General features: G+C 72.7%; 9 protein-coding genes. 5 read left to right on the plus strand and 4 right to left on the minus strand.

Annotated elements, in window-relative coordinates:
- The first annotated feature begins 105 nt into the window (after positions 1-105).
- From C7M71_RS21980 to mycP, 3 genes are all read left to right on the plus strand, one after another.
- Positions 106-417: a WXG100 family type VII secretion target gene (locus C7M71_RS21980; protein ID WP_111490528.1), complete on the plus strand. Its 312-nt coding sequence runs from the start codon at positions 106-108 to the stop codon at positions 415-417.
- Between the two features lie 74 nt (positions 418-491).
- Positions 492-788 (plus strand): WXG100 family type VII secretion target, encoded by a 297-nt coding sequence (locus C7M71_RS21985; RefSeq protein WP_111490529.1) that lies wholly within the window; start codon positions 492-494, stop codon positions 786-788.
- Positions 789-898: 110 nt separating this feature from the next.
- Entirely contained in the window at positions 899-2,200 is a 1,302-nt protein-coding gene (mycP, locus tag C7M71_RS21990) for a type VII secretion-associated serine protease mycosin (protein ID WP_407675931.1), read from the plus strand.
- 115 nt (positions 2,201-2,315) lie between these two features.
- Here the strand turns inward: mycP and C7M71_RS21995 are convergent, their stop codons facing one another.
- The 4 genes from C7M71_RS21995 to C7M71_RS22010 form a co-directional block, all read right to left on the minus strand.
- Complete coding sequence (locus C7M71_RS21995; protein WP_111490530.1) at positions 2,316-3,731, minus strand: APC family permease; 1,416 nt, start codon at positions 3,729-3,731, stop codon at positions 2,316-2,318.
- A gap of 431 nt (positions 3,732-4,162) precedes the next feature.
- Positions 4,163-8,110 carry a type VII secretion protein EccCa gene (gene eccCa / locus C7M71_RS22000; protein WP_111490531.1) on the minus strand — a complete coding sequence of 1,316 codons (3,948 nt, stop codon included), beginning with the start codon at positions 8,108-8,110 and terminating at the stop codon, positions 4,163-4,165.
- Between the two features lie 294 nt (positions 8,111-8,404).
- Entirely contained in the window at positions 8,405-9,187 is a 783-nt protein-coding gene (gene surE, locus C7M71_RS22005; RefSeq protein WP_111490532.1) for a 5'/3'-nucleotidase SurE, read from the minus strand.
- Between the two features lie 36 nt (positions 9,188-9,223).
- On the minus strand, positions 9,224-10,222 hold the full coding sequence (locus C7M71_RS22010; RefSeq protein ID WP_111490533.1) for a 1-phosphofructokinase family hexose kinase: 999 nt from the start codon (positions 10,220-10,222) through the stop codon (positions 9,224-9,226).
- Between the two features lie 249 nt (positions 10,223-10,471).
- Between C7M71_RS22010 and eccD the strand changes: the two genes are divergently transcribed.
- Complete coding sequence (gene eccD / locus C7M71_RS22015; RefSeq protein WP_111490534.1) at positions 10,472-11,962, plus strand: type VII secretion integral membrane protein EccD; 1,491 nt, start codon at positions 10,472-10,474, stop codon at positions 11,960-11,962.
- A 243-nt stretch (positions 11,963-12,205) separates the two neighbouring features.
- On the plus strand, positions 12,206-12,496 hold the full coding sequence (rpsO, locus tag C7M71_RS22020) for a 30S ribosomal protein S15 (protein ID WP_111490535.1): 291 nt from the start codon (positions 12,206-12,208) through the stop codon (positions 12,494-12,496).
- Positions 12,497-12,643: the final 147 nt, after the last annotated feature.

Below are 12,643 nucleotides of genomic sequence, written 5' to 3' on the forward strand. Positions count from 1 at the left end.
CGCCCGAGGACTAGAGTGCTTGTGGACATCACGTCGTGATGTTGACCGGGGGGCCGCGGACAGAGTCGCTCGGTCAGGTCATCTGTCTCATGGGGGACGTGGAACATGTCGGGTCAGTTCAGGACTACCGCCGAGGAGATGCGGGCGTTCTCCGGCCGCATCGCCGAGGTCAACTCGTCCATCCAGCAGGAGCTCAGCCGTCTCAACAGCCTGGTGAGCTCGATCACCTCCGGCTGGCAGGGCCAGGCCGCCTCCGCCTACCACCAGCTCCAGGAGCAGTGGAACGAGGACGCGACCAAGCTCAACCGCGTGCTGGACGAGATCAAGCAGGCGATCGACGCGACCACGCAGCAGTACTCCGCGACGGAAGAGGACCAGCGCTCGTCGCTGAGCAACGTCCAGGCCCACTTCGGCTGACGGCTCGCCTCACCCGCTGAACCGCAGGCCCGTACGGGGCGGGCCGGGAAGATCCTCTCGTACAAGGAGACGTCATGTCCGACGGCCACATTCTCGTCAATTTCAGCACCATCCAGAACGCCGGCTCCGAGGTCCGCTCCACCGCGAGCCGCATCCAGAGCCAGCTGGACGAGCTCAAGGCGGGCGTGCAGCGCATCGCCAGCAGCTGGGAGGGCAAGGCCCAGGAGGGCTACCAGGCCCGCCAGGCCGAGTGGGACCGCTCCGCGGCCGACCTGCACCAGGTCCTCAACCAGATCGCCGGTGCGCTGGACAACGCCGCCCAGAGCTACCAGCAGACCGAGAACAAGAACGCCTCCATCTGGGGCAGCTGACCCCGTCCCCGGTGGTCAGGGGCGGACGCCCGGGGGCGTCCGCCCCTGAGGGCTGTGCGGCCGCCGACCACCACGACGACGAGGACCTGCGCGAAAGAGGGGCAGTACAGGTGCCGTTGAGCAACCAGAGGCAGGCCCGTGTACGCAGCCGGGCCCTGCGGGGCGCCATCCGGCCGGCGGTCTCGGCCGCCGCCGCGCTGGGCGTCCTGGCCGGTGTCGCCGCCGCTCCGGCGTCCGCCGCCTCCGGCGGGCGGGACGAGGTGCGGTGGTCCCCGCTGAGCCCGGCGGCGGCCGGTGAGTGCACCTTCCCGTCCAAGAATGTGGCCGCCGTGCCCTGGGCGCTCCAGCGGGTCGTCCTGGACCAGCTGTGGAGGGGCGGCATCACCGGCAAGGGCGTCACCGTGGCGGTGATCGACACGGGAGTGGACGCGACCAATCCGCAGCTCCAGGGCAAGGTCAAGGCGGGCCCGGTGCTGCTGACCGACCCGCAGACCAAGAAGGCCCTGCCCGGCGGCTCCACCCTGGACCCGGTGGGCCATGGAACCAAGGTGGCCGGCATCATCGCCGCCCGCCCCAGCCCCGCCACCGGCTTCGTCGGCCTGGCGCCGGACGCCGAGATCCTGGCCATCCGGCAGAACGACAGCGAGGGCAGCGGCGACGTCGGCACCCTGATCCAGGCGATCGACGCCGCGGTCGCCCAGCACGTCCAGGTGATCAACATCTCCCAGGACGTCCGCGCGAGCAGCGCCTCGGGGGCCTTCGCCGACCAGGGCAAGCTGGCCGACGCCATCCACCGCGCTGCCTCCCAGGGCATCGTGGTGGTGGCCTCCTCGGGCAACGACGGCAAGCAGGGGGACACCTTCCCGGCCGCCTTCCCCGAGGTCATCGCGGTCGGCGCGTCGGACCGCAACAACGAGCGGGCGTCCTTCTCCCAGTACGGGTCCTTTGTCGACGTCGCCGCCCCCGGTGTGGACATGCTCTCCACCGTGCCGCGCGGCGGGCAGTGCGTGGACAACGGCACCAGCTTCTCCGCGCCCTATGTGGCGGGGGTCGCGGCGCTGCTCCGGCAGAAGTACCCCCGGTGGCCGGCGGCGGCCATCGCGGCCCGGATCGAGCAGACCGCGCAGCGCAACCGGCGGGACCGCGACGACTTCACCGGCTGGGGTGTGGTCGACCCGGTGAAGGCGGTCACCTCCGACGCGCCACCGGCCACCGCGCCCGCGCCCGACCCGCAGACCGCGCTGGCCAGCGGGTCCCTGGTGGCGCAGCCGCTGACGCTGGGCGAGACCCAGGCCGACCGGGACCGCCGCACCGCGACCTATGTGCTGGGCGCGGGCCTGCTCGGGGTGGTGCTGATCGGCGGCGGCTCGGTGGTGCTCCGCGACCACCGGCGGCGCCGCACCGCCGGCTGACCGGACCGATGCCGTACGGCGGAGGCCGGGACCCCGATCGGGGTCCCGGCCTCCGCCGTACGGCACGGCGCGCCGTCAGGCGTGCCTCTCGGACGTGCACTCTCGGACGCGGCTGTCAGACGCGCTCGTCCTCCGGGACGGTGATCACCCAGTGGGTCTGCTGCCGGGGCCGCAGATAGAGCGCCCAGTAGAGCGCGGCCACCGCCACGATCCCGCCGGTGACCAGCAGGTCCTGGCTGGTCTGCTGCCACAGCACATAGGCCAGCACCACGATCAGCAGCACCGGGACGGCCGGCCAGAGTGGCATCCGCCAGGCGGGGATGTGCCGGTGCCGGCTCCGCCGGGAGAACAGCGCGGCGATGGCGACCAGCAGGTACATCCCGGTGACGGCCACGCCGGTGATGCCGCTCAGCGCCTCCACCGGGACAAAGCAGAGGACCGCCCCGGGGACGCCCACCGCCAGGGTGGCCACCCAGGGGGAGCCGAACCGGCCGATGGTGGAGAAGGCCCGGTTGACCGGCTCGGGCCAGGCGCGGTCGCGGGCGGAGGCGAAGAGCACCCGGGAGTTCTGGATCACCATGACGATGCCGGCGTTGATGATCGCCAGCGCGATGCAGAGGCTGATGAAGGTACCGACCGCGGAGCTGCTCCAGGCGGTGACCATGCCCGCGATGTCGCCCTTGGCCAGCGCCTCCAGGTCGGGCGCCCCCACGGTGATGGCGGCGACCGGGACCAGGATCACGGCGGTGGAGATGGCCAGCGTCCACAGCACCGTGCGGGCGACATTGCGGCGCGGGTTCTCCAGCTCCTCGGAGAGGTAGACGGCGGTGCTGAACCCCTGGGTCACAAAGAGGGCGATGGCCAGCCCGGTGACCATGGTGCTGATCGCCACCGTCTGGGAGGTACCGCCGCTCCCGGCGGTGACCCCGTGCAGCAGCGCCGAGGCGCCCCGCTCGCTGTGGGCGAAGCCCAGCACCGCCACCACGGCGGCCGCGATGACCTCCAGCACCAGGAAGATGCCGGTGATCCAGGCGTTGGCCCGCAGGTCCAGCAGACCGGCCAGGGTGGCCAGCAGCATCACCGCCGCACCCGCCAGGGGCGTACTGAGGTGCACCACCGGCGCCAGGTAGTCGGCCGTTCCCAGGGCGATGATCGGCGGGACGATCATCACCACGATCAGCGACAGCACAAAGACCACCCAGCCGGTCAGCCGCCCTGCCAGCGTGCCGACCATCGCGTACTCGCCGCCGGCGCTGGGGATCAGGGTGCCCAGCTCCGAGTAGCAGAAGGCGACCGCGATGCAGAGCACGGCGCCGACGGCGATGGTGAGGCCGGTCGCCGTGCCGAGGTCCGCGAAGAGATCCGGCACGATCACAAAGAGGGAGGAGGCCGGGGTCACGCAGGAGAGCGTGAGCAGTGTGCCGCCCACCACGCCGATGGAGCGGGTGAGCTTCTTGGCACCGCCTGCCGCCGAGGTCGGCTGCGCGTCGGCGGGGGCACCGGCGCGGGGCGGGTGGAGCGTGTCGGTCATGCGGGTTCCGATCGGGTCGGGGTGTTTCCTCAGGGGGAGCGCTATCGCCTCCGGTGCTCTGCGCTGGTCTCTGGATGGATCGCTCCCATGCAGAGATAAAACCTTTGACGAATCCTTAACGTCAACTCGGCTATGACGACGAAATCCGTAGGTCAAAAGCCTTGCGGCCGATGATCTGGAGGGTGGATGCGGGCCTTGACCGCCATGCCCCCTTTGTTCCCGCCCTTGGTTTGCATGGTCATGCGCAAGAGACGGCTGTGAACCCATGGGTAACAAGCGGGCCTGCCAGGGAAACGCAAAGGCCGCCGAGGAGTGCCCTCCCCGGCGGCCCCGCCCCCGCGCCCGGCACGGGAACCGTCGCGACCCCGCCGCCGACATCGGAAAACGTTACGCATCCGACTCTCGGACCCGGCCCACCGACCCCGCCCGGCTCAGTGCGAGGGCAGCCAGCCCGTCTGCACCATCTGCCCGCTGCCGATCCGCCGCGAGACGAAGACGCCCCGCCCCGGCGGCAGCGGCTGCGGCTTGACCGTGCCCAGCAGCGCGCCCTCGTCCTTGCTGCCGGAGAGCACCACGCCCTGCGCGCCCAGCTCCTTCATCCGCTGCATCACCGGCTCGAACATCGCCCGCCCGGCGCCGCCCGCGCCGCGCGCCAGGATCACCCGCAGCCCGATGTCCCGGGCGAACGGCAGGAACTCCATCAGCGGCTGGAGCGGATTGCCGGAGGACGTGGCGACCAGCTCATAGTCGTCGACGATCACAAACATGTCCTTGCCGGTGTACCAGGTGCGCGTCCGCAGCTGCTCCGGGGTGACATCCGGGCCGGGCAGCCGCCGGGCGCAGGAGCCGCGCAGCAGCTCCACGATCTGCTGGAGCGCGGGCTGCGCCGCCGAGTACTCCACCAGATGGCTCTGCGGCACGGTGCCCAGCAGCGCCCGCCGGTAGTCGGCGACCACGATCCCGGCCTCCTCCGGCGTGTACCGCTCGGTGATCTGCTTGATCAGCATCCGCAGCATGGCCGACTTGCCGGACTCGCTCTCGCCGAAGACCACAAAGAGCGGGTCGGTCTCGAAGTTGACGAAGACCGGCGACAGCTCCACCTCGTCCACGCCGAAGGCGACCCCCCGGTCCGGGAACTCGAACCCCTTCGGCAGCTGCTCGGCCGGCAGCACCGTCGGCAGCATCCGCACCTGCGGGGCGCGGGCGCCGGACCAGGCCGCGTCCACCGAGTGCACCAGCTGGGCCGAGCCGTCCTGGAGGTCCTCCACCGAGGAGGAGCCGTCCAGCCGGGGCAGACCGCCCAGGAAGTGCAGCTTCTCCGGGGTCAGGCCCCGGCCGGGGGCCCCCGCCGGGACGTTCTGCGCCACCTTGCGGTCGATCTCGGACTCCATGGAGTCGCCGAGCCTGAGTTCGATCCGGTTCTGGAGCAGGTCCTTCAGCGCGGGGCGGACCTCGGCGTACCGGGACGCGGTGACCACCAGGTGGATGCCGTAGCCCAGACCGCGCTGGGCGATGTCCGCCACCACCGGCTCCAGCAGCTCGAACTCCTGCTTGAAGGTGAGCCAGCCGTCGATCATCAGGAAGACATCGCCGAACTGCTCGTTCGGCAGCGCGCCCTGCGCCCGCCGGGTGCGGTAGGTGGCGATGGAGTCGATGCCCTGGGCGCGGAACAGTTCCTCGCGCCGGTTGAGCACCCCGTGCACCTCGCTGACCATCCGGCGCACCTTCTCGGCGTCCAACCGGCCCGCGACCCCGCCCACATGCGGCAGCCCGGCCAGGCCGGTCATGCCGCCGCCGCCGAAGTCCAGGCAGTAGAACTGCACCTCGGCCGGGGTGTGGGTGAGCGCGAAGGCCGCCACCTGGGTCCGCAGCATCGTCGACTTGCCGGACCGGGGGCCGCCGACCACCATGCCGTGCCCGGCCGCGCCGGCGAAGTCCTGGTACATCACATCGCGCCGCTGCTCGAACGGCTTGTCCACGATGCCGACCGGCACCACCAGCCGGCCCAGCGCGCCGAACTCCGGCGCGGTCAGCCCGCGCTCGGCGGTGGTCTGCAACGGCGGCAGCAGCTGGTCCACGCTGGGCGCCTCGTCCAGCGGCGGCAGCCACACCTGGTGGGCCGCCGGACCCTGGCCGACCATCCGCTGCACGATCACATCGAGCACCGTGTCCGCCAGCGCGTCGTCCTCGCGGTGCTGCTCCGGCTCCGGCTCGGTGGCCACCGGCTCGATCACCGGCACCTCGGCCGCCGTGAACAGCACCGGCCGCCGGCTGGAGAGCTGCCCGGTGGAGCGCACCTGCCCGGCGGGGCGGTACGGACCGGAGACATACGCCGCCTTGAAGCGGTCCATCACATCGGTGCCGAACTTCAGATAGCCCACCCCCGGCACCGGCGGCAGGTGGTACGCGTCCGGCACGCCCAGCGCCGCCCGCGACTCCGCCGCCGAGAAGGTCCGCAGGCCGATCCGGTACGAGAGATAGGTGTCCAGACCGCGCAGCCGCCCCTCCTCCAGCCGCTGCGAGGCCAGCAGCAGGTGCACGCCCAGCGATCGGCCGATCCGGCCGATCTGGATGAACATCTCGATGAAGTCGGGCTTGGCGGTCAGCAGTTCGCTGAACTCGTCGATGATCAGGACCAGCGACGGCAGCGGCTCCAGCGCGGCGCCCGCCGCGCGGGCCCGCTCGTACTCGTGCAGGTTGGCGTAGTTGCCCGCCGAGCGCAGCAGCTCCTGGCGGCGGTTGAGCTCACCGGTGATCGCGTCGCGCATCCGGTCGACCAGGGTCAGCTCCTCCGCCAGGTTGGTGATCACCGCGGAGGTGTGCGGCATCTCCGCCATCCCGGCGAAGGTCGCACCGCCCTTGAAGTCGGCCAGGACGAAGTTGAGGATCTCCGAGGAGTGGGTCATGGCCAGACCCAGCACCAGCGTCCGCAGCAGCTCCGACTTGCCGGAACCGGTCGCGCCCACGCAGAGCCCGTGCGGGCCCATGCCCTCCAGCGCGGCTTCCTTGATGTCCAGCATCACCGGCTCGCCGCCCGCGCCCAGGCCGATCGGCACCCGCAGCCTCTCGTGCGAGGCGCGCGGGCGCCAGGTACGGGAGATGTCGATGGAGCCGGCGTCGCCCACCCCCATCAGGTCGGTGAAGTCCAGGTTGGAGAGCAGCGGCTCGTCGTCGCCGCCCGCCGAGATCCGGTACGGGGCCAGCTGGCGGGCCAGCGCCTCCGACTGCCAGGCGGAGAGGGTGTCCGGGGTGCCGGTGTACGCGGCGCCCGAGGCGGACTGGAGCAGCAGCCGGTCGGGGGAGACCGTCACCACCAGGGAGCCGGACAGCTCGTCCAGGTCGCCGGGCACCACCTCGATGATGGTGACGCCCTGGAGGCCCTCGGCGCCTGCCAGCACCGAGTCCTGCGGCACGGCGGCGCCGTCCACCACGACCACCACCTGCGGCTGGTCCGGGCTGGGGGTGGAGTCGCGGTGGAAGCGCGGCCGACCGGCCAGCTCCTCCTCCAGCAGCTCCTCCAGCTCGCCGAGGCCGGTGGTGATCAGCCGGCGGGAGCCCGCGCCGTCGCTCTCCTTGCGGTGCTGGGTGTGCGGCAGCCACTTGGCCCACTCCCACTCCTCGGCGGCGCCGGGGGCGGCGGCGATGGCGACCATCAGGTCGTCGGGGGAGTGCAGTGTCGTCAACTGCGCGATCATCGCCCGGACATTGCCGTACACGGTGTCCGGGTCGCCGCAGACGGTGATGTGGTAGAAGGCGCGCAGCGAGACCGCCAGCGGCAGCTCCGCCAGGGTGCCGTGCGAGGCCAGGAAGGTCCGCATGGCCTCGGCGGTCAGCGGCTCCAGCTCGTCCATCGGCGCGGTCTGCGGCGCCACCAGCGGAGTGGCCAGCTGCTGCGGGCCGCGCCCCAGCCGGATCTGCCCGAAGTCGGGATCGCCGGGCCGCCGCTCCCACAGCCGGCGGCCCTCCGCCACGACCGACCAGAGCTGGTCGGGTTCGGGGTGCAGATAGAGCTGGGCCCCGCGCTGCTTCTCGGCGGTGCGGCGGACCTGACGGCGCATCTGCGCGAGGTACTTGAGGTAGTCGCGGCGCTCGTCCGACATCCCGGAGCCGCCGCCCCGGCGGGCCCGGACGATCTGCGCCGCCGCCATACCGGCGGTGGAGGCGACCATCAGGATGCCCATCACCCGCATGGTGCTGCCGGCGTTGGGCATGAAGAAGATCGCCGCCGAGCCGCCCATGCCGAGCAGCGGCAGCAGGTTCATCATCCAGTCGTCGCGCCCGTTGCGCGGCAGCTCCGGCGGCGACTCCAGCTGCACCGGCTCGTCCGGGACCGGGGGCGGATAGGCCCTCGGCGGTCGCTTGACGGTCACCACGCTCACTTCGGCACCAGCCCTCACGCACGCTGTCGATCGAGTCGCTTCGTCGTTCCGCCGGACCGGTCGGCCGCCGCACACCGCAGTGCGTACCCGGTCGGTCCGGGGCGAGAGCCCCCGTGGCCCCCTCCGCCGACCGCAGGGAGCCGGGACCGGTCTGCCGTCCCCCGCGCACCCCTGCGCAGGGGCCGATCCTACTGGTACCTGACAATGCAGCCGACCCCCCGCCCCGGCCTGACGGGCTGTCAGCGGCGCGGCGGGGCAGGCCAGGACGCCCGTACGGCGTCTCGGCGGCGGGGCTCAGCGGCTGTGCGGGACGCTGACGTCGGGCAGCGGCGCGAGCGGGGTGGCGGCGGACTCGCGCGGCGGCTGGAGCAGGCTGAGCGTGGCGTACCCCTCGGCCAGCAGCCCGGCGTCGGTACGCAGGTCGGGGTCGGGGTCGGTCTCGGCGACGGTGAGGCGGACAAAGCCGGCGCCGCGTTCGGTGATCTTCGTCTGGACGGCGCCGAAGGGGGCGAGTTCGGCCCGGCGCAGCCCCTTGATGGCGCCGATCGACAGATTGGGGACATTGAGGTTGAGCACGGCGCCGGGGTCCGTCGCGGCCAGCAGCGGCAGCATGGAGCGGGCGACATGGGCGGCGCTCGCCCAGCGCATCGGGTGCCCGGCGTCCAGCGAGACGGCCATCGCCCGGCAGCCGTTGACGACGGCGGTGAACGCGGCGCCCACCGTCCCCGAGTGGATGATGGCGTAGCCCGTGTTGGCCCCCCGGTTGATACCGGAGAGCACCAGGTCCGGCGGGGTGCCGAAGGCGCCCTGCATGGCGATCAGCGCGATGAAGCCCGGCAGCCCGTCCACGCTGTGCGCCGGTACCTCCTCCAGGCCGGTCAGCCGCCGCCGCTCGACCACGATCCGCCCATGGTCCTCGACCGCGTTCAGCGCGGAGCTGCTGCCGCTGGCCTCCTCCATGGGGGCGGCGATGACCACCTCGTGGCCCTCCGCCCGTGCGGCCAGGGCGAGTTGGCGCAGCCCCTCGGAGTCGATGCCGTCGTCGTTGGTCACCAGGACGCGCAGCGGCGCGCTCATCGGCTCTCCACCCGGCTCATCGGCTGCCCACCCGGCTCATCGGCTCTCCATCCAGGCGGCCAGCTGGCGCCGGGAGACCGTCTGCCGGTGCCCCACCTCGATGTCCGCCGCCCGCATCTCCACCTGGGCGGCCAGCCGCTCCACGCCCTCCCGGTCGCCGGTGCCCAGACCGTGCCGGGTGACATTCAGCGCCCCGGCGGCGGCGCCGAGCCGGATCGCCGCGCAGACGTCGTCGCCGCGCAGCAGCCCGGCCACGATCCCGGCGGTCATCGAGTCGCCCGCCCCCGAGGGGTCCGCTGGATGCATGCGGACCATCACCACCTCGTACAGCTCGTCGCCGACCATCGCCAGCGACGGCTCCTCGGCCCGTGAGACGACCACCACCTGGCAGCCGGCCGCCCGCAGCGCCTGCATCGCACCGGCGATCTCCTCGGCGGTGCCGCCGCCGGCCAGCCCCTCCGCCCGCAGCTCCTCATGGCTGACCTTCACCAGGTACGCGCCGCCCTCCAGCACCGACGCCAGCCGGGGCCCGGACAGGTCGGCCACCACCCGGCGGCCATTGGAGGTGAGGTCCCCGGCGAGCCGCCGGTAGAGCGCATGCGGCACCGTCTCGCGGGCCACCGGGGACGGCCCGCTGAGCAGGCAGACCTGTGCGTCCAGGCCCTGCACCAGGGCCAGGTTGTAGAGCTCGTCCAGTTCATGGCGGGGCAGCGGCTCGCCCGGCGACTCGGCGACGGCGGTGCGCTGCCCGGCCCGGCGGTCGTGGATGTAGACCCCGTTGCGGGACGGGCCGCACACCGCGTGCACCTCGATCCCCTCGGCCATCAGCAGGCTCCTCAGCACCACGCCGCTCTCCCCGCCGAAGCTGCCGCAGAGCACGGCGCGGGCACCGAGCGCGGTGAGCATCCGCGCCTGCCAGACCCCCTGGCCGCCGGCGTGCAGATGGATGTCGGCGTCGTCGGCACGCCGCTCCACCGTCACGGTGAGCACGGGCGCCGGGGCGAAGACCATCACGCGGGGCGATGTGTCGGACATATCAGACATTCTGCACGCGGATCGCCGGAATCTCCTCCCCCGCGCACCACCTCCTCCGGGCTGCCTCCCCACCCACGGCCGATGGCCCCGGCGGCAGGCCCGGTTCGGTAGGGTGTCCGCGCGCCGGTCCTGCCAGGACGCGGTCATCTCCCGGCGGGGGCGGGCGCGATGGGCAGGGGGCCCGTCCGGCCCCGCACCGATCGCGTACAGCCAGACCAGGCCCGTACACCACAACAGGGGGGAGAGCCGGTGAGCGCCAGCGCAACGACCGGATTCTGCCGGGTCACCGTCGTCGCACCGGACAGCCGGATCGATGTCGCGCTGCCGGAGGACGTGCCGCTCGCCGATGTCTACCCGGAGGTGCTGCGGCTCTCCGGCCAGACACAGCCGGAGGGGGCGCCGACCGGATTCCACCTGGTGCGCCGCGACGGCACGGTGCTGGACAGCGGGCTGCCGCTCGCCGCCCAGCAGGTGCGCGACGGGGACCTGCTGTCGCTGCGCCCCTTCGCCGAGTCGCTGCCCCCCGCCGTCTACGACGACGTGGCGGACGCCATCGCCACCGCCGTGGCGGCGGACCGGCGCTTCTGGGGCCCCGAGCTGATGCGCACCTCCGGCCTGGTCGGCGCGGTGCTGCTGCTCAGCCTGATGGGCTTCGCCCTCTGGTTCTCCGACCTCCTCCATGACATGCACGGCCTCCCCGGACTCCTCTCCGGGGTCACCGCCGTGGTGCTGGTCGCCTTCGCCGGAGTCCGCGCCCGTGTCTACGCCGACCACGCCGCAGCGCTCGCCCTGGGCCTGGCCGCACTGCCGCACGCACTGATCGCCGGGTCCGGCATCATCGAGGTCGAGCACCCCGGCGCCCTGGTCGGCGGCGGACCCGGCCGACTCCAGTTCCTGGTCGCCTGCGTCACCGTGCTGATCGCCTCCGTGCTGCTGGTGGGGCTGCTGCCGGAGAAGGACTCGGTCTTCGTCGGCTCCGCCTTCGTCGCCGCCGCCGGCACCCTGGCCACCTTCGCCGCCGTCGTCATGGAGCGCACCTCCGCCGACTCCATCGCGGCCGTCACCGGTGCCGCCGCCATCGCCGTCACCGGCTTTCTGCCCGGCCTCTCCTCGCGCTTCGCCCGCCTCCCGGTCGGCTTCCACGCCCCCGGCCAGACCGGCGGCCGGGAGCGGTCCGCGACCGGGCCGTCCGGGCCGTCCGAGTACAGCGCCGCCGAGCGCGAGGCCCTGGACTACGAGCGGATCGCCGCCCAGGCGCGGCGCGGCCACGAGCTCCTGGTCGGCCTGGTCGGCGGCAGCGCCGCCGTGGTGGTCGGCGCCTGCGCGGTGCTCGGCTTCAGCGACCGCACCTGGGCCGAGGTCCTCGCCCTGGTGATCGGCGTCGCCACCATGCTCCGCGCCCGCCTCTTCCGCTACTCGGCGCAGGTCTTCTGCCTGGTCGTGGCCGGTCTGCTCGGCCTCGCCCTGCTGATCCTCGGCCTGGCGCTGCACACCCCCGCCTTCATCCTCTCCGTACAGGCCGGACCCGAGGCCGACATCCGCACCGTCTGGCTCTCCACCGCCATCGCGGCCGGCGCCGCCCTGCTGATCGCCATCGCCCTGGTCGTGCCCCGGCTGGGCGTCTCCCCCTTCTGGGGCCGGGTCCTCGACCTGGTCGACAGCCTGCTGCTGGTCTCCCTGGTGCCGATCACCCTGGCCGTACTGGACGTCTACGCCACCGTCCGCGGCCTCACCGGCTGACCCCCGCCCGCAAGCCCAAGGGCAAGCCCAAGGGCCCGCCCGCACGGCCCACCTCGTGCCCGCCGACCGGCCGGTCGGCGGGCACTGGTACGCTTGGCCACCGACCGTCGCCGCAGTCTGCCCGCACTTCCGGGGAGCGGCCCGCCGGTCGACGCACCAGACCCCGATGCATCAAGCCGAGTCCACCAAGGCGCCTGTGAAGCAGACCAGGACCGCTCGGCCCATTCACTCGAAGGAGTTGCTGTGGCTCTCGACGCCGCCGTCAAGAAGCAGATCATGACCGAGTTCGGCACCAAGGAGGGCGACACCGGCTCCCCCGAGGTCCAGGTGGCGATGCTCACCCGCCGCATCACCGACCTCACCGAGCACCTGAAGACCCACAAGCACGACCACCACTCCCGCCGGGGCCTGCTGCTCCTGGTCGGCCAGCGCCGCCGCCTGCTCCAGTACCTGGCCAAGAAGGACATCGAGCGCTTCCGTACGCTCGTCGACCGCCTGGGCATCCGCCGCGGTGCCGCCGGCGGCGCCAAGTAACACGTCGCCCGGGGGGCGGCTCCCCGCCAGGGGAAGCCGCCCCCCTCGCGCATCCCGGGCGGAAGCGCCCGGCGAGACGCGCGCCGCACCCTCCGGAGTTCCCGGTCCGCAAGCGTGGCAGAGGCCCAGTTTGTAGGGTGTGGATTT

Source organism: Peterkaempfera bronchialis, from assembly GCF_003258605.2.
Classification (GTDB): Bacteria; Actinomycetota; Actinomycetes; order Streptomycetales; family Streptomycetaceae; genus Peterkaempfera; species Peterkaempfera bronchialis.